Annotated in this window: 23 protein-coding genes, 1 tRNA gene and 1 pseudogene; 21 read left to right on the plus strand and 4 right to left on the minus strand. The window is 30.4% G+C overall.

The window, feature by feature from the left end:
• Positions 1–187 precede the first annotated feature (187 nt).
• Genes ACY2RX_RS05270 through ACY2RX_RS05280 form a run of 3 tightly spaced genes read right to left on the minus strand, consistent with a single transcriptional unit; the run spans position 188 to position 2,793 of the window.
• Positions 188–1,429, minus strand: coding sequence for an ammonium transporter (locus ACY2RX_RS05270; RefSeq protein WP_490102925.1), 1,242 nt, complete (start codon positions 1,427–1,429; stop codon positions 188–190).
• Between the two features lie 20 nt (positions 1,430–1,449).
• A complete protein-coding gene (locus ACY2RX_RS05275) occupies positions 1,450–1,788 on the minus strand; it encodes a P-II family nitrogen regulator (RefSeq protein WP_490102926.1) in 339 nt (112 codons plus the stop codon).
• A 24-nt stretch (positions 1,789–1,812) separates the two neighbouring features.
• Positions 1,813–2,793 carry an outer membrane beta-barrel protein gene (locus ACY2RX_RS05280; RefSeq protein ID WP_490102927.1) on the minus strand — a complete coding sequence of 327 codons (981 nt, stop codon included), beginning with the start codon at positions 2,791–2,793 and terminating at the stop codon, positions 1,813–1,815.
• 262 nt (positions 2,794–3,055) lie between these two features.
• Between ACY2RX_RS05280 and ACY2RX_RS05285 the strand changes: the two genes are divergently transcribed.
• A complete protein-coding gene (locus ACY2RX_RS05285) occupies positions 3,056–3,838 on the plus strand; it encodes a tRNA pseudouridine synthase A (protein ID WP_490102928.1) in 783 nt (260 codons plus the stop codon).
• A 163-nt stretch (positions 3,839–4,001) separates the two neighbouring features.
• On the opposite strand, the gene ACY2RX_RS05290 is transcribed toward ACY2RX_RS05285, so the two are convergent.
• Complete coding sequence (locus ACY2RX_RS05290; RefSeq protein ID WP_490102929.1) at positions 4,002–5,144, minus strand: acyl-CoA dehydrogenase; 1,143 nt, start codon at positions 5,142–5,144, stop codon at positions 4,002–4,004.
• 93 nt (positions 5,145–5,237) lie between these two features.
• Here ACY2RX_RS05290 and ACY2RX_RS05295 point away from each other — a divergent pair, with 93 nt between their 5' ends.
• From ACY2RX_RS05295 to ACY2RX_RS05390, 20 genes and pseudogenes are all read left to right on the plus strand, one after another.
• Positions 5,238–6,296 (plus strand): anhydro-N-acetylmuramic acid kinase, encoded by a 1,059-nt coding sequence (locus ACY2RX_RS05295; RefSeq protein WP_490102930.1) that lies wholly within the window; start codon positions 5,238–5,240, stop codon positions 6,294–6,296.
• 181 nt (positions 6,297–6,477) lie between these two features.
• A complete protein-coding gene (locus ACY2RX_RS05300) occupies positions 6,478–7,704 on the plus strand; it encodes a Glu/Leu/Phe/Val dehydrogenase dimerization domain-containing protein (protein WP_490102931.1) in 1,227 nt (408 codons plus the stop codon).
• A gap of 26 nt (positions 7,705–7,730) precedes the next feature.
• Positions 7,731–9,134: a sodium:proton antiporter NhaD gene (gene nhaD, locus ACY2RX_RS05305; protein ID WP_490102932.1), complete on the plus strand. Its 1,404-nt coding sequence runs from the start codon at positions 7,731–7,733 to the stop codon at positions 9,132–9,134.
• A gap of 146 nt (positions 9,135–9,280) precedes the next feature.
• Positions 9,281–9,970: a MotA/TolQ/ExbB proton channel family protein gene (locus tag ACY2RX_RS05310; protein ID WP_490102933.1), complete on the plus strand. Its 690-nt coding sequence runs from the start codon at positions 9,281–9,283 to the stop codon at positions 9,968–9,970.
• Positions 9,971–10,042: 72 nt separating this feature from the next.
• On the plus strand, positions 10,043–10,435 hold the full coding sequence (locus tag ACY2RX_RS05315) for an ExbD/TolR family protein (RefSeq protein ID WP_490102934.1): 393 nt from the start codon (positions 10,043–10,045) through the stop codon (positions 10,433–10,435).
• Positions 10,436–10,476: 41 nt separating this feature from the next.
• Positions 10,477–11,304: an energy transducer TonB gene (locus tag ACY2RX_RS05320; RefSeq protein WP_490102935.1), complete on the plus strand. Its 828-nt coding sequence runs from the start codon at positions 10,477–10,479 to the stop codon at positions 11,302–11,304.
• 55 nt (positions 11,305–11,359) lie between these two features.
• Positions 11,360–11,791: an adenylyltransferase/cytidyltransferase family protein gene (locus ACY2RX_RS05325; RefSeq protein WP_490102936.1), complete on the plus strand. Its 432-nt coding sequence runs from the start codon at positions 11,360–11,362 to the stop codon at positions 11,789–11,791.
• A 30-nt stretch (positions 11,792–11,821) separates the two neighbouring features.
• Entirely contained in the window at positions 11,822–13,030 is a 1,209-nt protein-coding gene (locus ACY2RX_RS05330; protein ID WP_490102937.1) for a bifunctional folylpolyglutamate synthase/dihydrofolate synthase, read from the plus strand.
• A 59-nt stretch (positions 13,031–13,089) separates the two neighbouring features.
• Positions 13,090–13,167, plus strand: a tRNA-Val gene (locus ACY2RX_RS05335).
• Positions 13,168–13,283: 116 nt separating this feature from the next.
• Positions 13,284–14,264: an SDR family oxidoreductase gene (locus tag ACY2RX_RS05340; protein WP_490102938.1), complete on the plus strand. Its 981-nt coding sequence runs from the start codon at positions 13,284–13,286 to the stop codon at positions 14,262–14,264.
• A 32-nt stretch (positions 14,265–14,296) separates the two neighbouring features.
• Complete coding sequence (rfbB, locus tag ACY2RX_RS05345) at positions 14,297–15,346, plus strand: dTDP-glucose 4,6-dehydratase (protein ID WP_490102939.1); 1,050 nt, start codon at positions 14,297–14,299, stop codon at positions 15,344–15,346.
• A 6-nt stretch (positions 15,347–15,352) separates the two neighbouring features.
• The gene (rfbA, locus tag ACY2RX_RS05350; protein ID WP_490102940.1) at positions 15,353–16,240 is read left to right on the plus strand and encodes a glucose-1-phosphate thymidylyltransferase RfbA; all 888 of its coding nucleotides are present in this window, start codon (positions 15,353–15,355) and stop codon (positions 16,238–16,240) included.
• Positions 16,241–16,252: 12 nt separating this feature from the next.
• Positions 16,253–17,536 (plus strand): nucleotide sugar dehydrogenase, encoded by a 1,284-nt coding sequence (locus ACY2RX_RS05355; RefSeq protein ID WP_490102941.1) that lies wholly within the window; start codon positions 16,253–16,255, stop codon positions 17,534–17,536.
• On the plus strand, positions 17,537–18,472 hold the full coding sequence (locus tag ACY2RX_RS05360) for a Gfo/Idh/MocA family oxidoreductase (protein WP_490102942.1): 936 nt from the start codon (positions 17,537–17,539) through the stop codon (positions 18,470–18,472).
• Positions 18,448–18,766: pseudogene (locus ACY2RX_RS05365) on the plus strand (UDP binding domain-containing protein); the annotation flags it as partial. The gene ACY2RX_RS05360 and the pseudogene ACY2RX_RS05365, both read left to right, overlap by 25 nt.
• A gap of 46 nt (positions 18,767–18,812) precedes the next feature.
• Positions 18,813–19,763, plus strand: coding sequence for a GDP-L-fucose synthase family protein (locus ACY2RX_RS05370; RefSeq protein ID WP_490102943.1), 951 nt, complete (start codon positions 18,813–18,815; stop codon positions 19,761–19,763).
• Between the two features lie 13 nt (positions 19,764–19,776).
• Positions 19,777–20,889, plus strand: a complete 1,113-nt coding sequence (gmd, locus tag ACY2RX_RS05375) for a GDP-mannose 4,6-dehydratase (protein ID WP_490102944.1) — start codon at positions 19,777–19,779, stop codon at positions 20,887–20,889.
• A gap of 4 nt (positions 20,890–20,893) precedes the next feature.
• Complete coding sequence (wecB, locus tag ACY2RX_RS05380; RefSeq protein WP_490102945.1) at positions 20,894–22,012, plus strand: non-hydrolyzing UDP-N-acetylglucosamine 2-epimerase; 1,119 nt, start codon at positions 20,894–20,896, stop codon at positions 22,010–22,012.
• 3 nt (positions 22,013–22,015) lie between these two features.
• Positions 22,016–23,236, plus strand: coding sequence for a UDP-N-acetyl-D-mannosamine dehydrogenase (wecC, locus tag ACY2RX_RS05385; protein WP_490102946.1), 1,221 nt, complete (start codon positions 22,016–22,018; stop codon positions 23,234–23,236).
• Positions 23,229–24,626, plus strand: a complete 1,398-nt coding sequence (locus ACY2RX_RS05390; protein ID WP_490102947.1) for a nucleotide sugar dehydrogenase — start codon at positions 23,229–23,231, stop codon at positions 24,624–24,626. The genes wecC and ACY2RX_RS05390 overlap by 8 nt, the downstream gene beginning before the upstream one ends.
• Positions 24,627–24,630: the final 4 nt, after the last annotated feature.

The following is a 24,630-nucleotide window of genomic DNA, read 5'->3' on the forward strand; positions in this document are numbered from 1 at the left end:
TTTAATGAAAATAATTTAATAAAATAACGATAACGTTGTAGTAAATTTACTAAAATTTATATTTTTTATTTAAAAAATATAAATATGATAGTTTTGATTAAAAATATTGCTAAATCGTTATTTTTTTAAGCAATAAATTCACATAGTAACAATGCTATGTGAATTTATTTTTTTTAATTAGTTTACATTAATGTTCGTTTAAACGGAAGTCAGGATAAGCATCCATACCATGTTCATATGTGTCTAAACCTTCTAATTCTTCTCTTTCGCTAACTCTTATTCCCATAGTTTTCTTTAAAGTGAAAATAATGATAAATGAAGTTGACAAACAGAAAACAGCATAGCTAACAATCCCTATAATTTGGCTTAGAAATTGATCTACACTAGCAAGATTTCCAAAAAGACCGACAGCTAAAGTCCCCCAAATTCCACAAATTAAATGTACTGCAATGGCTCCAACTGGATCATCTAATTTTAGTTTATCAATTAAACTGACAGCAAAAACAATTAGAGATCCAGCTATACCTCCTATTAGAATTGCATCTGTTGGCGACATTTGGTCTGCACCTGCTGTAATTGCTACTAATCCTCCTAGAATACCATTTAAAAACATCGTTAAATCTAAATTTTTATACATTATTGTAGATGTTAATGAGGCAAAAACTCCTCCTGAAGCAGCTGCTAAGCAAGTGGTGACTAATGTTAATGAGGTTAATGTTGGATCTGCAGAAAGCACAGAACCTCCGTTAAAGCCAAACCAACCAAGCCAAAGAATTAATACTCCTGCTGTTGCTAAAGGGATATTATGCCCAGGAATTGCTTGAATTTTTCCATTTTTAAATTTGCCTATTCTAGGTCCTAGTAAACAAACAGCTACTACTGCAGCCCAACCTCCAACAGAGTGAACTAATGTAGAGCCAGCAAAATCGTAAAAAGGAGTTGATAATTTGTCTAAAAATCCTCCTCCCCATTTCCAAGAACCCGCAATTGGGTAAACAAAGCCTATGTAGATTATTGTAAAAATCATAAAAGGACCAATTTTTATTCTTTCTGCAACTGCACCAGAAACAATGGTTGCTGCTGTTGCTGCAAACATTCCTTGAAATAAGAAATCTGTCCAATATGTATAACCACTATTGTATGTTAAATCTAACGTGCCTTCTGCTGTTAAAGGAGATGAAAGCCCTAAACCTGCAGAGCCTAGTATCCCAAAAGCATCATCAGTAAAACCTGGATACATAAGATTAAAACCAATTAGGCAATATAATAGAAGCCCAACAGTGATAATAAATATGTTTTTAAATAATATGTTTAAAGTGTTTTTTTGTCTTGTTAAGCCAATCTCTAAAAATGCAAAACCTAAATGCATAAAGAAAACCAGTGCTGTACAGATCATCATCCATACATTATTTATTGTAAATAATTCCATAATTGTTTTTGTATAAATGATTAGTTTAATGTGTCTCCTCCTTTTTCTCCTGTTCTAATTCTGTAAGCTTCATTAATGTCGGATACAAAAATTTTTCCATCACCTACATCTCCTGTTGCTGCTGATTTAAGAATTGTTTGAATTGTAATTTCTTCAAATTCATCGTTTACAACAATTGATAATATTCTTCTCTGAATATCGCTTGTGCTATAGCTAACACCTCTGTAAACGTGTCCTTCTTTTTCGTGTCCAATTCCTGTGACATCCCAATAAGAGAAAAATTTTACTCCTACTTTATGTAAGGCGTCTCTTACAGTTCTGTATTTTGATTTTCTAATAATTGCTTCTATTTTTTTCATAATTAAAAGTTTTATTGTTGTTATTTAAAATGAGTAAATTGCAGCTACAGTAGCTCCTGTAACGTTGTTTTTTCCGAAGAAGGTAACCTTGTTAGAAGTGTCATACCTTACTTCTGCTATGATGTTTAAGCTTGATGTTAATAATTTTTTAGCTGAAAATGTGTAAGCAGATTGACTTACGTTTCTGGTTTTAGATGTGGTTGTAAAAAACTCTGGTCTAAATCCTAAAGAAAGAGTATCTGAAAAAGTGTTTTGTAAATATAAAGCTGCTCCTTGGTAGCCTGCCTCCGCTTTTTTAGATTTAGAATAACCTGCATTAATGCCTATAAAAAAAGAGTTAGATAAATTAAAGCCACCTGTATAATCTAAGTACAAGACATCTGTAAACCCAAAACCGTCTGCACCGTAAGCTAAGTTAAAATTTTGCTCTTTGTAACTTGTTTGAAATCCTAATTGATAATTGTTAGTTGGATTTGCTCCTGCTGCAATTCCGTGCGGATTTGTTACTGCAATCATAAAAGATAAATCTTCAGAAACTGTATAATCTGCCTTTAAACCAGTATGCGAAAAAGGACCTGCATTAAATAAATAAGATACTGAGTAGTTAAAGTTTCCTGTAGGAGAAATTACTTCATACCCTAAAAAAGTATTAAACTGCCCTAAGGTAATTGTTATATTGTTTGTTGCTTTGTAGTATGCGTATAATTGATTAATGGCTCCTTTATATGCATTTGCGGCATTAGCTCTTGGTCCGTAAGCTAAATCTGCTACAACACCAGCTTTCTCTTTTTCGTAAGCAAAAATTGTATTTACCATTCCTAAACCAAAACCGTTTGCAGGTACATCAGATAAGACTCCAACTGTACCTAAAGAGTTTTTAGTTAAGTTACTGCTATGATATACATCTACGCTACCACTTAAAGTGAAAGTTCCTTTGTTTTCTTTTTCTTGTCCAGTTATTATTAGGCTAGTTGCTAATAATAAAGTAAAAATGATTTTTTTCATAATGTTTGTTCTTTTAGTTGTGTTTCTGCTGAACGTGTCAAAAGTATATAAAACTATTTTATTTTTAGGGGGTAATGTTTTTAAAATAGATTATTTTAATTTTTAACTATCAAAAAAATAGGGGTTATTTTGATAAATATGTATTTTGACAAACTTATGTGGTGCATAAAAGAGGGTGTATGTGTATAATAAAGTTTAAAATTGTGATATCAATAAAAATGCACTTTTAGTAAAAAAAATGAATTCGTTGTATTTTTGAGTTATGAAACACTCGTTTTCTTACCTTATTAAGATTCAATTTTTAGGTTTCCGTTTTTCTGGATGGCAAAAACAAACCAATGCAAAAACATTGCATGATATGGTTGATAAATCTTTATCGTTTGTTTTTGAAAACTTTAATTTTAAAACAATTGGTGTTGGAAGAACTGACGCAAAAGTTTCAGCTAATTGTTATTTTGTGCAGCTTTTTGTAGATGAATTAATTGATGAAGTTTCTTTTACAGAATCTTTGAACTCTAATTTTCCTCCAGATTTTAGAGTGATATCTATAGAAGAAGTTGACAAAAACTTTAATGTAATTAATGTTTCTAAAATAAAAGAATATCATTATTATTTTTCTTTTGGTTATAAAAATCATCCTTTTGCTGCTCCTTTTCTGGTTAATGTTGATGAGATTTTGGATGTAGATTTAATGATAAGAGGTGCAAAACTCTTTGAAGGTGAGCATTATTTTCATAAATATTGCACAAAACCTTCAGTAAATACAATTTTTAAAAGAACAATAAATTCTTGTAAAATTGTAGAGAATACCATTTTAACAGCTAACTTTTTTCCTGAAAAATCTTATGTTTTTAAAGTGAAAGGAAAAGGTTTTTTACGTTATCAAATTAGATTGATGATGGCTACACTTTTTGAATTAGGAAAAGGAAATCTTGATTTAAATTTTATCAGAAATTCTTTAAAAGAAGATAATGACAGAAAGTTTATGAGGAATATTGCGCCTGCTTCTGGTTTGCAACTCTATAATATTGAATTAGAAATATAGTTGGCAAATACGCCTGCGCAAAGGATTGAAGCTTTGTTTGAGCTCTTTTATGAAGAATGAATAAAAAGCGAGTGCGAAAAGCCTGACCTGTAAGGTTGCGCCCAAAAGAAAAATCCACCTAAAAAAGATGGATTTTTTTGTGTTCTATATAAAGGTGTAAATTTTAACTTCTAATAACGCCTCTCGAAATTACTATTTTCTGAATTTCTGAAGTGCCTTCGTAAATCTGCGTAATTTTTGCATCGCGCATTAAACGCTCTACATGGTATTCTTTAACAAAACCATTTCCTCCGTGAATTTGAACTGCTTCAACAGTTTGTTCCATAGCAACTTTACTTGCGTATAGTTTTGCCATTGCAGAAGACATATCGTAATTGTTGCCTTGGTCTTTGTCCCAAGCAGCTTTTGTAACTAACATTCTTGCGGCTTCAATTTCGGTTGCCATATCTGCTAATTTAAACGCAATTGCTTGATGATTGCAAATTTCTGTCCCAAAAGCTTTACGTTCTTTAGAATATTTTAAAGCTAATTCGTAAGCTCCAGAAGCAATTCCTAAAGCTTGTGCAGCAATTCCAATTCTTCCGCCAGAAAGCGTTTTCATTGCAAATTTAAATCCAAAGCCATCATCACCAATTCTATTTTCTTTGGGTACTTTTACATCGTTAAACTGTAAGGTATGTGTGTCTGAACCACGAATGCCTAATTTGTCTTCTTTGGGACCAATATGAAAACCTTTCATTCCTTTTTCTATAATAAAAGCATTGATTCCTCTGTGTCCTTTTTCTCTATCTGTTTGCGCAATTACTAAATAAACATCAGAACGTCCACCATTTGTAATCCAGTTTTTTGTTCCGTTAATTAGGTAGTAATCTCCTTTGTCTTCTGCAGTGGTGGCTTGCGAAGTTGCATCAGAACCCGCTTCTGGTTCCGATAAACAAAATGCACCCAAATATTGTCCTGTTGCTAATTTTGTTAAATACTTTTGTTTTTGTTCTTCTGTTCCGTAAGCTTCTAAACCATAGCAAACTAAAGAATTGTTAACGGAAACCATAACAGAAGCAGAGGCATCAATTTTAGAAAGTTCTTCCATTATTAAGATGTAAGAAATTGCATCCATTCCGCTTCCGCCGTATTTTGGGTCAACCATAATTCCTAGAAAACCAGCATTTCCCATTTTTTTTACGAGTTCTTGCGGAAATTCTTGCTTATGATCTCTTTCTATAACACCAGGTAATAATTCTGATTGCGCAAAATCTCTTGCAGCACCTCTAATCATAATGTGTTCTTCTGTTAAGCTAAAATTCATCTGTAAGTTTTTTTGTTAAATTCGTAATATAAAGTACCAAAGATATCGATTTCGTAACATATTTTTAATGGAGTTTTGTTATTTTTACATATTATGAATACAAATTACGTTTTTGTTATTGGAGTAATGTCTGGTACATCTTTAGATGGAGTAGATTTGGTTTATGTAAAGTTTGATAAAAAAAAGTACAAAAACTTTAAGATTTTGAATGCAGAAACTGTTGCTTATTCTGATGAATGGAAAAGTGTTTTACAAGAATCAATTCATTATTCTTCTGAAAATTTAAGAAAATTAGATAAAAACTATGGGGTTTTATTGGGTAATGTTATTCAGCGTTTTATTGATCAATTTTCTATTCAGAAAATCGATTTTATTGCTTCTCACGGTCATACAGTTTTGCATCAACCTCAAAAAGGAATCACACTTCAAGTTGGTTCTGGTAAAGAAATAGCGAGTATTACTAAACAAAAAGTTATTTGCGATTTTAGAACTCAAGATGTAAAATTGGGAGGGCAAGGTGCGCCTTTAGTGCCAATAGGTGATGAGCTATTATTTGATAATTATAATTTTTGTTTAAACCTTGGTGGTTTTTCTAATATTTCTTTTAAAAAAGCAAATAAAAGAATTGCTTTTGATATTTGTCCTGTTAATATTGTTTTAAACTATTATGCAAATAAAGTTGGTTTGGAGTATGATGCATCAGGCAAAATAGCTTCTAAAGGAAAAATAAATTACCAACTTTTAAATGCGTTAAATGCGCTAGAGTTTTATCAAAAAATACCACCAAAATCATTAGGTTTAGAGTGGGTGCAAAAAAACATTTTTCCTTTGATAGATGGTTTAGAAACAGATATTCCATCAATATTAAGAACTTTTGTAGAGCATATTGCTATTAAAATTAGTGAAGTCATTTTTAAAAATAATGCTGTTTTAATTACTGGTGGTGGCGCTTTTAATGCATTTTTAATAAAAAGGATAGAAATTCTTTCTAAAACTAAAATTGTATTGCCACATATAAAACTAATCAATTATAAGGAAGCTTTGATTTTTGCCTTTTTAGGATTGTTGAAGTCTGATAATCAGGTAAATTGCTTATCAAGTGTTACAGGGGCTAAAAAAGATCATTCTTCAGGAGTTGTTTTTAATCCTTAAATCAACAAAATAAAAAATTTGAGCGCTCATTTTTTTACATTAAATTTGTCGGCAATCAAATTAATAATATTTCTAAAAAATTTGTAAATGAATCAATTGTAACTTTTCCCCAGAAGGGGATTTAAATGAAAATTTAAAATTGTTTAAACAAACAAAAAGTTAATTTATTTAAAATTTTATTATGAAAGAATTATTAAAAAAATACGAAAATAAACAACCCGAAATAGTTTTTAATTGGAAAGATTCTGAAACAGAAGCAGAAGGTTGGACAGTGATAAACTCTTTAAGAGGTGGAGCTGCTGGTGGAGGAACAAGAATGCGTAAAGGTTTGGACATGAACGAAGTTTTGTCTTTAGCAAAAACAATGGAAGTGAAGTTTACGGTTTCTGGTCCGGCAATTGGAGGTGCAAAATCGGGTATAAATTTCGACCCTTTAGATCCTCGTAAAAAAGGTGTTTTAGAAAGATGGTTTAAAGCAGTTTCTCCGTTACTAAAAAATTATTATGGAACAGGAGGAGATTTAAATGTAGATGAAACTCATGAAGTAATTCCTATTACAGAAGAAAGTGGTGTTTGGCATCCGCAAGAAGGTGTTTTTAACGGGCATTTTAAGCCTACAGAAGCTGATAAAATTAACAGAATTGGGCAATTGCGTCATGGGGTGATAAAAGTCATAGAAAGCGAAAAATATTCACCCGATATTTCGAAAAAATATACAGTAGCAGATATGATTACTGGTTTTGGGGTTGCAGAAGCTGTAAAACATTATTATAGTATTTATGGAGGTAATATTTCTGAAAAAAGAGCTGTAATTCAAGGGTTTGGAAATGTAGGTTCTGCAGCTGCATTTTATTTAGCTCAAATGGGCGTTAAAATTGTAGGAATCATAGATAGAGTTGGAGGGGTCATAAATGAAGATGGATTTACTTTTGAAGAAATTAGAACATTTTTTTTAAGAAAACATGGCAATACCTTGATTGCAGAAAATATGATTTCTTTTGATGAAATGAGTAAACGTATTTGGAGTTTGCCTTGCGAAATTTTTGCGCCATGTGCAGCATCAAGATTGGTAAAACAAGAGCAAATTAATCAAATGATTGAAACAGGTTTAGAGGTAATTTCTTGTGGGGCAAATGTACCGTTTGCAGATAAAGAAATTTTCTTTGGATCTATTATGGAAGATACAGACAAAAAAGTAAGTTTAATTCCAGATTTTATTTCTAACTGTGGTATGGCAAGAGTCTTTGCTTATTTTATGGAGAAAAAAGTAGAAATGTCTGACAAAGCTATTTTTGATGATACATCAAAAGTGATAAAAAAAGCATTAAAAAGAACGTTTGCAAAAAACGGATCGAGATTTAATATTAGCGAAACAGCATTTGCAATTGCGCTAAAAGAATTAATATAAGTTGTAAAAACAAAAACTAACTATATATGGAATCAGTGATTATTATTGTATTTGTAATGGGTTATTTAGCAATAACCTTAGAGCATAATTTAAAATTAGATAAATTAATACCCGCCTTAATTATGATGGCGGTTTGTTGGGCATTAGTAGCGCTTGGGGTAGATAGTTTTTCTAATTGGTTCGATTCTAGTAAACACGGTTTAGTTGATGGTTTTGCATCTATGGTGCATGATGATAAATTACATTTGGTTGAAGAAACATTGTTGCATCACTTAGGAAAAACAGCAGAAATTTTAGTGTTCCTTTTAGGAGCAATGACTATTGTAGAAATTATCGATTATTTTGACGGATTTTCTACCATTAAAGGATATGTAAACTTTAAAAGTAAAAAGAAACTTTTATGGATGTTTGCAATATTGGCATTTATTTTATCTGCAATTATAGATAATTTAACCGCAACAATTGTTTTAATTTCAATATTGCAAAAAATTGTAAAAACAAGAGAAGATAGAATTTGGTTTGCAGGTTTAATAATTATCGCAGCAAATGCTGGTGGAGCATTCTCTCCAATTGGAGATGTAACAACTACAATGTTGTGGATTGGCGATAAAGTAAGCACAGGTATGTTGTTTATGTATTTGTTTGTCCCTTCATTATTATGTATGGTTGTACCAACTTTTATAGCAACATTTTTGCCTGCTTTTAAAGGAGAAATCGATTTTGATGAAAACGAAGTTGAAAAACCAAAAAGTCAACACAGTGCAAGAATGTTATATTTAGGATTAGGTTCAATTTTATTTGTACCTGTTTTTAAAACAGTAACACATTTGCCACCTTATGTGGGTATGATGCTGTCTTTAGCTATTGTTGCAACCTTTGCAGAAATTTATAGTAATTCTAAGTTTTCAATTTCTAGTGTAGAAGGAGAAGAAGCAAAAGAACATAAGTTAGAAGCACATCATAGTCCAGTACACGCTTCGTTGTCAAAAATAGAAATGCCAAGTATATTGTTTTTCTTGGGGATTTTAATGGCGGTTGCAGCTTTAGAGTCTTTAGGAGTTTTATTCAACTTTGCAGATAGCTTAAAACAAGGAATTCCGTTAATAGGAACTGAGTTATCTGGAACAGGAGTTTCTGATTTGGTTGTTATTTTATTAGGAATTGGTTCTGCTGTAATAGATAATGTACCTTTAGTAGCTGCAAGTTTAGGAATGTTTTCAGAACCTATAGATAATCCTTTATGGCATTTTATTGCATTTTCTGCGGGTACAGGAGGCTCTATGTTAATTATAGGTTCTGCTGCTGGAGTTGTTGCAATGGGAATGGAAAAAATAGATTTCTTTTGGTATTTAAAAAAGATTTCTTGGTTGGCATTAATCGGATTTTTAATTGGGTCAGCAGCTTTTGTAGTAATAAGAATGTTTATCTAATTTATAAATAATAAAAATTTAGAAATGTCATTTTGTAAAATTGCAAAGTGGCATTTTTTTTGATTTTAATAAAATTGATTCTTTTAAATTGAAACAATTTAAAAAAAGAATAGTCGTTTATAATATAGAATTTAAAAAATAGTTGAATGATATCATTTTTTCAAGAAAATAAAGAGCTTTTAGAAGAAGTTGCTTCAGACGAAAAAACATTGTCTATCTACAAGTTAATTATGGATGGTGGTTTAGGAGGTCAAATAATAATAGCACTTCTTTTTGTGTTGTTGGCAGTAGCTCTTTATATTTATTTTGAGCGATTTTTTGCCATAAAAGCGGCATCAAAAGTTGATAAAAACTTTATGAATCAAATAAAAGATTACGTTTCTAACGGTAAATTAGAATCTGCAGACGCGCTTTGTAAAAGTAAAAATACACCCACTGCTCGTTTAATTGGTAAGGGGATTTCTAGAATTGGGAAACCTTTAGATGATATCAACACCGCTATTGAAACTGCTGGTAAACTAGAAGTTTATCAACTAGAAAGAAATGTAAGTGTTTTAGCAACCATTGCTGGTGCAGCACCAATGATTGGGTTTTTAGGAACTGTAATAGGAATGATTATTGCCATTCATGAAATAGCAAATGCGGGTGGTCAAATAGATATTAAAATGCTTTCTGATGGTTTGTACACAGCAATGACAACCACAGTTGCAGGTTTAATTGTGGGTATTATTGCGTACATAACGTATAATCATTTGGTGGTAAGAACCAATAAAGTTGTGTATCAAATGGAAGCAAAATCGGTTGAGTTTTTAGATTTGTTAAACGAGCCAGTATAAAATTATTAAAAGATTGAAATATTAACACCACAATCTTTAAATTATTTAATTTTTAAATTTTTTAATATAAGAATGAATTTAAGAGGAAGAAACAAAGTAGATCCATCATTCAATATGTCGTCAATGACAGATATTGTCTTTTTATTGTTGATATTTTTTATGCTCACATCCACTTTGGTAACCGTAAGCGCCATAGATGTTTTACTGCCAAAAGCTGGCGGAAAAACTGAAAACAGTAAATCTGTAGCAGTAACCATAACAAATAAATCGCTTTTTTATATTGATAAAACAAAAGTAAGCGCATCTAGATTAGAAAGCGAAATTTTAAAAAGTGTTGGTGCAGATAAAAAGAAAACCATTGTTATTAGAGGAGATAAAGATGTACCTTATAAAAAGGTGATGAAAGTTATTGATATTGCAAACAAGAATAAGTTAAAAATGATTTTAGCTGTAAAAGGAAAATAGCAAACCTGTCATTCCTACGAAAGCGGGAATCTAAACATAAAATGGAATTTTTAAACACAAAACATAAGCGTAAGTCTGCTGTTATCACAGCAATAATTTTGATGCTATTAGTATTCGGAATTCTAAATTATGGAATGCAGTATTTAGACCCACCAGAAGAATATGGTTTGGCAATAAATTTTGGAAATTCTGAAGTGGGTAGTGGAGAACCAGTAGAAAAAACAAATAAAATAGCAACTCCAAAAGTTGTAGAAAAACAAAAAGTTGTAGAAGAAGTAAAAGAAACACCAAAAGAAATTATCAAAGAAAAAATTATTACAGATGATGCTAACAAAGATGTTCCTGTTGTTAAAAAGGTAAAAGAAGTTAAAAAAGAACCTGTTAAGAAAGTTATAAAGAAGAAAAAACCAAAAGCCAAACCAAAGCCAAAACCTTCAAAAGAAACGCAAGACGCTTTAAATAATTTATTAAACGGAAATTCTTCAGACGGCAAACCAAAAGGAGAAGGAGATGATAAAAAACTAGGAGTAAAAGGGAAAGAAAAAGGAGATTCAAATTCGAATAAATATTACGGAAATACAGCAAGTGGTGCTGGCGGAAATTACAATTTAGCCGGTAGAAAAGCGTTGTCAAAACCCAAAGAACAACCCGATTGTCAAGAAGAAGGAATTGTAGTTGTTAGAATTCAAGTAGATAAAACAGGAAAAGTTATTTATGCTTTACCAGGAGTAAAAGGTACCACAAATTCAGCGGCTTGTTTGTTAAAACCAGCAAAAGCAGCAGCTTTAAAAACTAGGTGGAATGTAGATGATAAAGCGCCATCAAAACAAACAGGAACAATTATTTATAAATTTTCTCTCTCTAAATAATGATTATTTAATTATTTTTGACACTGTTTAAAGATAAATAAAATTAAATATAGATATGAAAATAGGAATTACTTTTAGTTCTTTTGATTTATTACACGCAGGTCATATAACCATGTTAGAAGACGCAAAGCGTCAGTGCGATTATTTAATCTGTGGATTGCAAACAGATCCTACATTAGATAGACCAGAAAAAAATATGCCAGTACAATCTGTTGTAGAACGTTATATACAGCTAAAAGGATGTAAATTTGTTGATGAAGTGGTACCTTATGCAACAGAACAAGATTTAGAAGATGTTTTACGCTCTTTTAAAATTGATGTTAGAATTATTGGAGAAGAATATGCAAGCAAGCAATTTACAGGTAGAAAGTATTGTGAAGAAAAAGGAATTGATTTGTATTTTAATAAAAGAGAACATCGTTTTTCAAGTAGCGGATTAAGAAGGGAGGTTCATGAAAAAGAGAACCTTAAAAAGAAAGATAAATAGTAGATAAAATCTATGTTTTCTTAATTTTTTATGACATATAAACAAACTTTAGATTGGATGTTTGGGCAATTACCTATGTATCAAAGAGAGGGTAAAACTGCATTCAAAAAAGATTTAACCAATATTTTAGCATTTTCAAAAGAATTAAGTTTTCCAGAAAAAAAAATTAAATCCATTCACGTTGGTGGCACAAATGGCAAAGGATCTACAAGTCATATGATTGCTTCAATTTTGCAAGAAGCAGGCTATAAAGTAGGTTTGTATACATCACCCCATTTAAAGAATTTTACAGAAAGAATAAGAATAAATGGAGAAGAAATTCCGAAAAGAAAGGTTTCTTCATTTATAAAAAAGCATAAAAAGTTTTTAGAAAAACAAAAACTGTCTTTTTTTGAAATGACTGTTGGTTTGGCTTTCGATTATTTTGCAAATGAAAAAGTAGATATTGCTATTATTGAAGTTGGTTTAGGTGGACGATTAGATTCCACAAATATCATCACTCCAGTGGTTTCCGTAATTACAAATATTGGGTTAGATCATACCCAGTTTTTAGGAGAAACTTTACCTGAAATCGCTTTTGAAAAAGCTGGAATTATCAAAAAGAAAACACCTATAATTATAGGAGAAAAACAACCTGAAGTTAAAAGTGTTTTTCTTGAAAAAGCAAAAGAAAATAACTCAAAAATATTTTTTGCTTCTGATGATAAAATAGAATACAAAACAGATTTGTTAGGAGATTATCAAAAATCAAATTCAAAAACGGCAGTTGCAACGATTCGTCAAATAAAAGAGTTTAAAGTTTCAAAAGATAATATTTTAGATGGATTGTTAAACGTTGTAAAAAACACCAATTTAAAAGGAAGGTGGCAGGTTTTACAAGAAAATCCTCAGGTAATTTGCGATACAGCTCATAACAAAGAGGGTTTAAATATTGTTCTAAATCAACTTAAAAAAGAAGATTATAATAAACTTCACATTGTTTTAGGAGTTGTTTCTGATAAAAAATTAGAAGAAGTGTTGTCTTTATTCCCTGAGAATGCAGCATACTATTTTTGCAAACCAAATATTCCTAGAGGGCTATCAGAAAAAGTTTTACAAGAAAAAGCAAGAGAATTTAATTTGTTAGGTGAAAAATTTTCATCAGTAAAAAAAGCATATGATAGCGCTTTATTAAATGCAAATCAAGAAGATACAATTTATATAGGAGGAAGTACTTTTGTTGTTGCTGAAATTATTTAAATAAAAGTGCTATTTTCTTTTGGTAAAATTAAAATCTATTATATATTTGCATCCGCTTAGGGCAATTAGCTCAGTTGGTTCAGAGCACTTGGTTTACACCCAAGGGGTCGGGGGTTCGAATCCCTCATTGCCCACCAAAGAAAATCCTTTACAATTTGTGAAGGATTTTTTTGTATCACTTTCTTGTATATGTGTTCTTGTTTGGCTATTTTTCGTAACTTCGCAAACTTTAAAAGAGTATAAAAATCTATAAATGAACATCAATTTATCAAACAAAATAATATTAGTTACTGGCGGTGCTGGTTTTATTGGTTCTAATCTTTGTGAAGAATTGCTAAATAGACAGAATTTTGTTGTTTGTTTAGATAATTTTTCAACTGGAAAAAGAGAAAATATTAAACCATTGCTAGATTACCCTAATTTTAGTTTAATAGAAGGAGATATAAGAAATCTAGATGATTGTTTAAAGGCAACTAAAGGAGTAGATTTTGTATTGCATCAAGCAGCATTAGGGTCTGTTCCAAGATCAATAAAAGATCCAATTACTTCTAATGAAGTTAATGTAAGTGGTTTTTTAAATATGTTGGTAGCCTCAAGAGATAATAATGTAAAAAGATTTGTTTATGCAGCAAGTTCATCTACTTATGGTGATTCTGAAGCTTTGCCAAAAGTTGAAGATAAAATAGGAAAACCTTTGTCTCCTTACGCAGTAACAAAATATGTAAATGAGTTATATGCAGATGTGTTTTCAAAAACCTATGGTTTAGAAACAATTGGATTAAGATATTTTAACGTTTTTGGTAGAAAACAAGATCCTGAAGGCGCTTATGCAGCTGTAATTCCAAAGTTTGTGAGTCAATTAATGAAGTTAGAATCTCCTACAATTAATGGAGATGGTAACTACTCAAGAGATTTTACATATATAGATAATGTTATTCAAGCCAATCTTTTAAGTTTGGTTGCTGAAAGAAAAGCTGTTAATACAGTTTATAATGTGGCTTATGGTGATAGAAATACTTTAAATGATTTATTAGGTTATTTAAAAGAGTTCTTATCTGAGTTTAATGATGAAATAGCCTCTGTGCCTGTTATTAATGGTCCTAATAGACAAGGAGATATACCTCATTCTCATGCAAGTGTTGATAAAGCAAAAAAATTATTAAATTATAATCCTCAGTTTTCTTTACAAAAAGGTTTAAGAGAGGCTGTAAATTGGTATTGGCATAATTTATAGATTTTTATTTTATAAACTATAAAATTAAAGTTATGAATAAGAAAATTTTAATTACTGGAGGTGCTGGGTTTATAGGTTCACATTTAGTGAGGCTTTTTGTAAATAAATATCCAGAGTATAAAATTTATAATTTAGATGCTTTAACGTATGCTGGCAATTTAGAGAATTTAAGAGATGTAGAAAAAAAAGAAAATTATTATTTTATTAAGGCTGATATTACAGACGAAAAAAAAATAGAAGAAATTTTTAGTCAATATAAATTTGATGCAGTAATTCATTTAGCAGCAGAATCTCATGTAGATAGATCTATAAAAGACCCTCTGGCTTTTGCCAAGACAAACATTTTAGGAACTATGATTCTTCTTAATGCTTTTAAGAATTTATGGAATAACAATTGGGAAGGTAAAAGATTTTATCACGTTAGTACAGATGAAGTTTATGGAAGTTTAGGAGAAACAGGTTTTTTTACAGAACAAACATCTTACGACCCAAATTCGCCTTATTCAGCATCAAAAGCAAGTTCAGATCATTTTGTTAGAGCTTATGGAGAAACTTACGGAATGCCTTATGTAATATCAAACTGTTCAAACAATTATGGACCCAATCATTTTCCAGAAAAACTAATACCTCTTTTTATCAATAATATTATCAATAAGAAAAAGCTACCCGTTTATGGAGATGGAAATTATACAAGAGATTGGTTATATGTTATAGATCATACTACAGCTATTGATACAGTTTTTCATAAAGGCATAAATTCTGAAACGTATAATATTGGTGGTTTTAACGAATGGAAAAATATTGATTTGGTAAAGTTATTATGTAGGTTGATGGATGAGAAACTTTTAAGAAAGAAAGGAGAATCAGAAAAACTCATCACCTTTGTTAAAGATAGACCTGGTCATGATGTAAGATATGCCATAGACGCAAATAAAATAAATAAAAACTTAGGTTGGAGTCCTAGTGTTACTTTCGAAGAAGGATTGTCTAAAACCATAGATTGGTATTTTGATAACAAAGAATGGTTAAAAAATGTTACTTCTGGCGATTATCAAAATTATTATAAAGAATATTATAATTAACTAATTATGAAAGGTATAATATTAGCAGGAGGCTCAGGTACAAGGTTGCACCCATTAACCATAAGTGTAAGTAAGCAATTATTGCCTGTTTATGATAAACCAATGATTTATTATCCACTTTCAACCTTAATGTTGGCGGGTATAAAAGAGATTTTAATAATTTCTACTCCAAGTGATTTGCCAAGCTTTAAAAAACTTCTTGGTACAGGAGAAAATATAGGAGTTCAATTTTCTTATGTAGAACAACCATCGCCAGACGGATTAGCACAAGCTTTTATTTTAGGTGAAGAATTTATAGGAGATGATGATGTATGTTTGATTTTAGGTGATAACATATTTTACGGTTCGGGTATGCACAAACTTCTTACCCAAAGTGTAGAGCATGTGAAAAATAAAAAAGAAGCTGTAATTTTTGGCAATTATGTTAATGACCCCAAAAGATATGGTGTGGTTGGTTTTGATAAGAATCATAAAGTAACAAGTATTGTTGAGAAACCAGAAAACCCTGAATCTAATTTTGCTGTGGTGGGGCTGTATTTTTATCCAAATAAAGTTGTTGATATTGCAAAAAAAATTAAACCCTCTAAAAGAGGAGAATTAGAAATCACCTCAGTAAATCAAAAGTTTTTAAAAGCAAAGAAGTTAAAAGTAGAGTTTTTTAGTAGAGGTTTTGTTTGGTTAGATACAGGTACACATGAATCTTTAATGGAGGCAAATGAATTTGTAAAAACTATAGAAAAAAGAACAGGACTTAAAATTGCTTGTATAGAAGAGGTTGCATTAAGAATGGGGTTTGTAGATGTGCATCAACTAAAAAAAATAGTCAAAAATAAGTCAGGAAGTTATTTTGAGTACATAGAAAATATTATTAAAACATTTAAAAAAAGAAGCTAATAAATTATAAAAATGAAAAAACCAAAAATAGCAATTTTAGGATTGGGTTATGTTGGCTTGCCATTAGCAAGATTATTTGCAACTAAGTATTCGGTTGTAGGTTTTGATATTAATAAAGAACGTGTTGAAGAATTAAAAACAGGAATAGACTCTACACTAGAATTAGATAATGAAGTACTTAGGTCTGTTCTCGTAGATAAAACATCTAACAAAAACGGGCTCTATTTTTCAATGTCTTTAGATGATATTAAAGAATGTAATTATTTTGTAATTACGGTTCCAACACCAGTAGATAAAAATAATAGGCCTGTATTAACACCATTAGTAAAAGCCAGTGAAACAGTTGGTTCCGTGCTAAAAAAAGATGATATTGTGATATATGAATCTACAGTATACCCAGGTGCTACAGAAGAAGAATGTATACCAGTTTTAGAAAGCGTTTCAGGGCTTAAATTTAATGTAGATTTTTATGCAGGCTATTCACCAGAAAGAATAAATCCAGGAGACAAAGAACACACAGTAGAAAAAATATTAAAAGTTACATCTGGATCAACTCCCGAAGTTGGTAGAAAAGTAGATGAACTTTATAAATCAGTTATTACAGCTGGTACACATTTGGCTCCGACAATAAAAGTGGCAGAAGCTGCAAAAGTTATAGAAAACTCACAAAGAGATATAAATATCGCTTTTGTTAACGAGCTAGCAAAGATATTTGGTTTAATGAATATTAATACGCATGATGTATTAGAAGCAGCAGGTACAAAATGGAACTTCTTGCCATTTAAACCTGGTTTAGTAGGTGGGCACTGTATTGGTGTAGATCCTTATTATTTGGCACAAAAGGCTCAAGAATATGGTTATCATCCAGAGATAATACTAGCTGGTAGAAGGCTAAACGATAGTATGGGTGAGTTTGTTGCTTCCGAGGTTATAAAACTTATGATTAGAGAAGACATTAAAATAAAAGATGCAAAAGTTTTAGTTTTAGGTATTACCTTCAAAGAAAACTGTCCTGATGTTAGAAATACAAAAGCAGTAGATGTTATTTCTTCTCTTAAAGATTATGGTGCAGATGTAACTATTTATGATCCATGGGCAAATGAAGAAGAGGTAATGTATGAGTATGGTATAAGATCATATCAAGAATTACCAGTAAATAAATACGATGCAATTGTTTTAACAGTTTCACACAAAGAATTTATGGAGTTAGATTTTTCTTCCATTAAAAATGATAAAAGTATTGTGTACGATGTTAAAAATATATTAGATAATAGTGTAAAAACAAAAACACTTTAATTGAAAAATTTTGCTTTAATAGGAGTTTCAGGATATATAGCACCAAAGCATTTGAGAGCTATAAAAGATACGAATAATAATTTAATAGCATCGTTAGATAAGTTTGATAGTGTAGGGATAATAGATAGTTATTTTCCAAATTCAGACTTCTTTATCGAATATGAAAGATTTGACAGACACTTAGAAAAACTTAAAAGAAATGAAAATGTTTTAATTGATTATCTTAGTATTTGTACTCCAAATTACTTGCACGATTCTCATATAAGAATGGCTTTAAGAATAGGAGCTAATGCAATTTGTGAAAAACCATTAGTTTTAAACCCTTGGAATGTTGATGCGTTAGAAGCTATAGAAAAAGAATCTAAAGGGAGGATTAATACAATTTTACAATTAAGATTACATCCAAGCATCATTGCTTTAAAGCAGAAAGTAGAGTCAGAAAAAAGGAAAGAAAAATATGATATTGATCTAACCTATATTACTTCTAGAGGTAAATGGTATGATATTTCATGGAAAGGAGATGAAAGCAAATCAGGAGGAATCGCAACTAATATTGGTATACATTTTTTTGATATGTTATCTTGGGTTTTTGGTGATATTCAAGAAAATAAGGTTCATCTTAGAGAAAAAGATAAATCTGCAGGATATTTAGAATTTAAAAAAGCAAGAGTTCGTTGGTTTTTATCAATAAACGAAGAAGACTTACCTAAACAAATAAAAATAAAAGGACAAAGAACCTATCGTTCAATAACAATTAATGGTGATGAAATTGAATTCAGCGGAGGTTTTACAGAATTACATACAGAAAGTTATAAAGAAATTTTAAAAGGTAAAGGTTTTGGTTTAAAAGATTCTAGAGCTTCTGTAGAAATTGTTCATCATATTAGAACAGCTCTATTAAAAACAAAAGGAGAAAAACACCCATTAATTATATAATAAAATCAATTATATTTGCTCTTAAAATAAAAGCTTACGACCCAAGTAATTAAAGAAGCAAAAGAGTGTTATTTAAAAGGAATTAAAGAAGTTGAATATTATGATTCTAAATACGAAGTTTTAAAAGGGGCTAATGCACTTATATTGTTAACAGAATGGAAAGAATTTAGGTCTCCTGATTTTGATGAGATAAAAAATAAGTTAATTCAACCAGTTATTTTTGATGGAAGAAATCAATACAATGCTTTTAATTTAGTAGACCAAGGTTTTGAGTATTATCAAATAGGAAAATAAAAGTTAAAAAAGAAAGTAATATACTAATAGAATAAGTTATTTGGCTATGAAAAAAAATAATAAGATTTATATTGCAGGACATAAAGGTATGGTTGGAAGTGCAATATGGAGGGCTTTAGAAGCTAAAGGATATAAGAATCTTATTGGTCGTTCAAGAAGTGACTTAGATTTAAGAAATCAATCAGAAGTTTCCGAATTTTTTAAAGAAGAACAACCAGACGTAGTTATAGCTGCAGCAGCAAGAGTTGGCGGTATTTTGGCGAATAATAATTATCCTTACCAATTTATTATGGAGAATATGCAAATTCAAAATAATTTAATAGATATTTCACTTAAAAACGAAGTTGATAAATTTATTTTTCTTGGAAGCTCTTGTATTTATCCAAAGTTAGCTCCTCAACCTTTAAAAGAAGAATATTTACTTACAGATTCATTAGAGCCTACAAATGAGTGGTATGCAATAGCAAAAATTACTGGAGTTAAAGCATGTCAAGCAATCAGAAAACAATTTAAAAAAGATTATGTAAGTTTGATGCCAACAAATTTGTATGGTTATTTTGATAATTTTGATTTAAAAACTTCACACGTGTTACCAGCAATGATTCGTAAGTTTTATGAAGCAAAAAATAACAATAATGCTGATGTAACTTTATGGGGAAGTGGTACTCCTATGAGAGAATTTCTTTTTGTAGATGATATGGCAGAGGCTGTAGTTTATGCTTTAGAAAATGATTTGCCAGAGTATTTATATAATGTAGGTTCAGGTAAGGATGTGACTATAAGAGAGTTAGCGAATATTATTCAAAAAGTAATAGGTCATCAAGGTAAAATCATTTGGGATTCTGAAAAACCAGACGGAACACCAAGAAAACTAATGGATGTATCAAAAATGAAAAATAGGGGTTGGAGTTTTTCTACAGAATTAGAAGATGGGATTCAAAAAACTTACAAATGGTTTTTAAAAAATATAGATAAAATTAAAGAAGTAAAAATATAAGCTAAATATAAAGATGAAAGTAGCATTAATAACGGGTGTAACAGGGCAAGATGGAGCCTATTTAAGTGAGTTTTTATTAAAGAAAGGATATATTGTTCACGGTTTAAAAAGAAGAACTTCTCTTTTTAATACAGATAGAATAGACCATTTATATCAAGACCCACATGTAGATAACCAAAGGTTTATTTTACATTATGGAGATATGACGGATAGTACTAATTTAACAAGATTGATTCAAGAAATTCAACCAGATGAGATTTATAACTTGGCAGCAATGAGCCATGTGCGTGTTTCATTTGAAATGCCAGAATATGTTGCAGATGCTGATGGAATAGGAACACTAAGATTGCTAGAAGCAATTCGTTTATTAGGATTAGAGAAAAAAACAAGAATATATCAAGCATCAACTTCAGAATTATATGGTTTAGTTCAAGAAGTCCCTCAAAAAGAAACAACTCCTTTTTACCCTAGATCACCTTATGCAGTTGCAAAAATGTATGCATATTGGATAACTGTTAATTATAGAGAAGCCTATGGTATTTATGCTTGTAATGGTATTTTATTTAATCATGAATCTCCATTAAGAGGAGAAACTTTTGTTACTCGTAAGATTACCAGAGCTACCTCTAGAATAGCTTTAGGTTTGCAAGATAAAATGTATTTAGGTAATTTAGACGCAAAGCGTGATTGGGGGCATGCAAAAGATTATGTTCGTATGATGTGGATGATTTTACAAGCAGAACAAGCCGAAGATTGGGTAATTGCTACAGGTAAAACAACACCCGTTAGAGATTTTGTAAGAATGAGTTTTGCAGAAGTTGGAATAGAGTTAGAATTTAAAGGAGAAGGTGTAGAAGAAAAAGCTTATGTGAAAACCTGTCATAACCCAGAATATCAATTAGAAATTGGTAAAGAAGTTTTAGCTGTCGATCCAAAATATTTTAGACCAACAGAAGTAGATTTATTAATTGGAGATCCTACAAAAGCTAAACAAAAGTTAGGATGGGAATGCCAATATGATTTACAAGATTTAGTAAAAGATATGATGCAATCTGATATTAAATTGATGAAGAAAGATCAATATCTCAAAAAAGGTGGATATGTAACCTTGAATTATTTTGAATAAAAATATGAAAAAAAAGAATCTTATAATCTTTGGTACAAGACCAGAAGCTATAAAAATGGCACCATTGGTCAATCAATTTTTAGCTGACAATAGATTTGAAACTAAAGTTTGTGTAACAGGACAACACAGAGAAATGCTAGATCAAGTGTTAAGCTTTTTTGATATTAGCCCAGATTATGATTTGAGTTTAATGAAGCCAAATCAAAATTTATATAACTTAACTGGTGAAGTAATATCAGGTCTAAAACCTATTTTAGAATCTTATCAACCAGATTTTGTGTATGTTCACGGAGACACAACTACAACAATGGCTGCCAGTATTGCAGGCTTTTATTCTGGAGCTAAAGTTTGTCATGTAGAAGCTGGTTTAAGAACACATAATATGCTTTCTCCTTTTCCAGAAGAAATGAATAGACAAGTTGCAGGACGAGTTGCCACTTATCATTTTGCGCCTACAACTAAATCTCAAGAAAATTTATTTGCAGAAAATGTTGTTAAAGAAAATGTTTTAATTACTGGTAATACTGTTATAGATGCATTGTTAGAAAGTTCTAATAGAGTTGAAAACTTAAAGAATCAAGAGGTTATAGAACTTAAAAATAAAGTTGATTTTAAAAAACGAATAATTCTAGTTACAGGTCATAGAAGAGAAAATCATGGGCAAGGGTTTATCAATATTTGTGCAGCTTTAAAAGAAATTGCAATTAAAAACCCAGACGTCGAAATTATTTATCCAGTTCATTTAAATCCAAATGTATTAAAGCCAGTAAACGAACTTTTAGGAGAAATAAAAAATATTTATTTAGTAAAACCTCTATCATACCCATCTTTTGTCTGGTTAATGAATCAATCGTATTTAATTATTACAGATAGTGGTGGTGTACAAGAAGAAGCACCAAGTTTAGGAAAACCAGTATTAGTAATGAGAGATACTACTGAAAGACCAGAAGCTGTTGAAGCTGGAACCGTAATTTTAGTAGGTACAAATACAGATAAAATTATAACCGAGACACAAGATTTGTTAGATAATAAAGAAAAATATAACTCAATGAGTTCTTTACATAATCCTTATGGAGATGGCAAAGCATGTCAAAGAATAATTGAATTTATTTCAAATTTATAAAAAATGAATAAAGCAAAAGTAGTTACTATAGGTTTAGGATATATTGGTTTGCCTACATCAGCATTAATTGCACAAAACGGAATTCAAGTACATGGAGTAGATATCAATCAAAATGTTGTAGACACAATTAATAGAGGAGAGATTCATATTGTGGAACCAAGTTTAGATATTGCTGTAGAAGAAGCCGTAAAAAAAGGCTTTTTAAAGGCAGATATTAAACCTATAAAAGCGGATACTTATTTAATTGTGGTACCAACACCTTTTAAAGGAAATCATGAGCCAGATATTTCTTATGTAGAAGCTGCTACAAAAAATATAATTCCACTTTTAAAAGAAGATGATTTGTATATAATTGAATCTACTTCTCCTATAGGAACTACAGAAAAGATGCAAGAATTAATTTATCAAGAAAGACCGGAGCTTAAAGGTAAATTATATATGGCTTACTGCCCAGAAAGAGTTTTACCAGGCAATGTTATGCACGAATTAGTTTATAATGATAGAGTTATTGGTGGAGTTGATGAAAAATCGACTCAAAAATCATTAGCTTTCTATAAACAATTTGTAAAAGGAGAATTACACGCTACCAATGCAAGAACTGCAGAAATGTGTAAATTAACCGAAAACTCATCTAGAGATGTACAGATCGCTTTTGCTAATGAATTATCTTTAATTTGTGATAAAGCCGATATTAACGTTTGGGAGCTAATCAATTTAGCAAACAAACATCCAAGAGTAAACATCTTACAACCTGGTTGTGGTGTTGGTGGACACTGTATTGCTGTTGATCCGTATTTTATAGTTTCAGATTATCCAATGGAATCTAAAATTATAGGAACAGCAAGAGAAGTAAACAATTATAAATCTTTTTGGTGTGCAGAAAAAATTCAAACAGAGAAATTAAAGTTTGAATTAGAGTTTGGTAGAAAACCTAAAGTAGCTCTTATGGGATTAGCATTTAAACCCAATATTGATGATTTAAGAGAGTCTCCTGCTAAATACATTGTAAATAAAATATTGCAAAATGATAGTAATGGAGAATATTTTATTGTAGAACCAAATATACACGAACATAATGTATTTAAATTAACCAACTACAAAGAAGCAGCGGATAAAGCAGATATTATAGTCTTTCTAGTTGCTCATAATGAGTTTAGGAATTTAAAAATAATGAATACAAAAATAATATTTGATTTTTGTGGTATAGAAAAAAAAAATGAATAAAAGAATTAAAAACATTTGTTGTATTGGTGCTGGTTATGTAGGTGGACCTACTATGTCTGTAATTGCAGATAAGTGTCCAGATATTAGAGTAGAAGTTGTAGATTTAAATCAAAAAAGGATAGATGATTGGAATGATAATGATTTAAATAATCTTCCAGTATACGAGCCAGGATTAGACAATGTTGTTAAAAGAGCAAGAAATAAGAATTTATTTTTTTCTACAGATGTCAATAAAGCAATAGAAAAAGCAGATATGATTTTTATTTCTGTAAATACACCTACAAAAACTTATGGTAAAGGAAAGGGTATGGCTGCTGACTTAAAATATGTAGAATTATGTGCCAGACAAATAGCAGAAGTAGCTAAAACAGATAAAATAATAGTAGAAAAATCAACTTTACCTGTAAGAACTGCTCACGCAATTAAAACTATTTTAGAAAACACTGGAAATGGAGTAAATTTCCAAATTTTATCAAATCCAGAGTTTTTAGCAGAAGGAACAGCTGTTGATGATTTAATGAATCCAGATAGAGTTTTAATAGGAGGAATGCAAACAGAAGAAGGCTTAAATGCTATAAATTCTTTAGTAGAAATTTATGCAAACTGGATTCCTAAAGAAAGAATTTTAACGACTAATGTTTGGTCATCAGAATTGTCTAAATTAACAGCTAACGCCTTTTTGGCGCAAAGAGTTTCTTCAATAAATTCAATATCTGAACTATGTGAAGCAACTGAGGCAGATGTAAGCGAACTAGCAAAAGCTATTGGATCAGACAGTAGGATAGGATCTAAATTCCTCCAAGCATCCGTTGGTTTTGGAGGCTCATGTTTTCAAAAAGATATCTTAAATCTTGTTTACATTGCAAAGTCTTATGGTTTAAATAATGTTGCTGATTATTGGGAGCAAGTTATTATAATGAACGATCATCAAAAGAAACGTTTTTCCAATAAGATTGTAGAAACATTGTTCAATACAGTTTCTGGTAAAAAAATAGCTTTTTTAGGATGGGCTTTTAAGAAAGATACAAATGATACAAGAGAATCTGCATCTATATATGTGGCAGATTATTTAATGGAGGAATATGCAAATATTGTAGTTTTTGATCCAAAAGTTAAAGAAAATCAAATATATTCAGATTTAGATTACCTACAAACTAGAGATTCTGACCAAAATAGAAAACTTCTTCAGGTATCTAAAGACCCATATGAAGCAATGAAGGATGCACATGCTGTAGCAATACTTACGGATTGGGAAGAATTTAAGACTTACGATTGGGATAAAATTTATTTAAACATGAAAAAACCAGCATTTATTTTTGATGGTCGAAACATTATTGACAAAAGTTTTTTAGAAAAAAAAGGTTTTAATTCTTACATTATAGGTAAATAAATAT

This window comes from Polaribacter sp. 2405UD43-2 (genome assembly GCF_058147125.1).

Coding starts and splice junctions, on each gene's coding strand:
- ACY2RX_RS05295 (WP_490102930.1), top strand. CDS start 5,238: ATGAATACAAATTACGTTTTTGTTATTGGAGTAATGTCTGGTACATCT.
- gmd (WP_490102944.1), top strand. CDS start 19,777: ATGAAAGTAGCATTAATAACGGGTGTAACAGGGCAAGATGGAGCCTAT.
- ACY2RX_RS05280 (WP_490102927.1), bottom strand. CDS start 2,793: ATGAAAAAAATCATTTTTACTTTATTATTAGCAACTAGCCTAATAATA.
- ACY2RX_RS05315 (WP_490102934.1), top strand. CDS start 10,043: ATGAATTTAAGAGGAAGAAACAAAGTAGATCCATCATTCAATATGTCG.
- rfbA (WP_490102940.1), top strand. CDS start 15,353: ATGAAAGGTATAATATTAGCAGGAGGCTCAGGTACAAGGTTGCACCCA.
- wecC (WP_490102946.1), top strand. CDS start 22,016: ATGAATAAAGCAAAAGTAGTTACTATAGGTTTAGGATATATTGGTTTG.
- ACY2RX_RS05390 (WP_490102947.1), top strand. CDS start 23,229: ATGAATAAAAGAATTAAAAACATTTGTTGTATTGGTGCTGGTTATGTA.
- ACY2RX_RS05320 (WP_490102935.1), top strand. CDS start 10,477: ATGGAATTTTTAAACACAAAACATAAGCGTAAGTCTGCTGTTATCACA.
- ACY2RX_RS05270 (WP_490102925.1), bottom strand. CDS start 1,429: ATGGAATTATTTACAATAAATAATGTATGGATGATGATCTGTACAGCA.
- ACY2RX_RS05290 (WP_490102929.1), bottom strand. CDS start 5,144: ATGAATTTTAGCTTAACAGAAGAACACATTATGATTAGAGGTGCTGCA.
- ACY2RX_RS05310 (WP_490102933.1), top strand. CDS start 9,281: ATGATATCATTTTTTCAAGAAAATAAAGAGCTTTTAGAAGAAGTTGCT.
- ACY2RX_RS05355 (WP_490102941.1), top strand. CDS start 16,253: ATGAAAAAACCAAAAATAGCAATTTTAGGATTGGGTTATGTTGGCTTG.
- ACY2RX_RS05300 (WP_490102931.1), top strand. CDS start 6,478: ATGAAAGAATTATTAAAAAAATACGAAAATAAACAACCCGAAATAGTT.
- wecB (WP_490102945.1), top strand. CDS start 20,894: ATGAAAAAAAAGAATCTTATAATCTTTGGTACAAGACCAGAAGCTATA.
- ACY2RX_RS05340 (WP_490102938.1), top strand. CDS start 13,284: ATGAACATCAATTTATCAAACAAAATAATATTAGTTACTGGCGGTGCT.
- ACY2RX_RS05285 (WP_490102928.1), top strand. CDS start 3,056: ATGAAACACTCGTTTTCTTACCTTATTAAGATTCAATTTTTAGGTTTC.
- ACY2RX_RS05325 (WP_490102936.1), top strand. CDS start 11,360: ATGAAAATAGGAATTACTTTTAGTTCTTTTGATTTATTACACGCAGGT.
- ACY2RX_RS05275 (WP_490102926.1), bottom strand. CDS start 1,788: ATGAAAAAAATAGAAGCAATTATTAGAAAATCAAAATACAGAACTGTA.
- nhaD (WP_490102932.1), top strand. CDS start 7,731: ATGGAATCAGTGATTATTATTGTATTTGTAATGGGTTATTTAGCAATA.
- rfbB (WP_490102939.1), top strand. CDS start 14,297: ATGAATAAGAAAATTTTAATTACTGGAGGTGCTGGGTTTATAGGTTCA.
- ACY2RX_RS05370 (WP_490102943.1), top strand. CDS start 18,813: ATGAAAAAAAATAATAAGATTTATATTGCAGGACATAAAGGTATGGTT.
- ACY2RX_RS05330 (WP_490102937.1), top strand. CDS start 11,822: ATGACATATAAACAAACTTTAGATTGGATGTTTGGGCAATTACCTATG.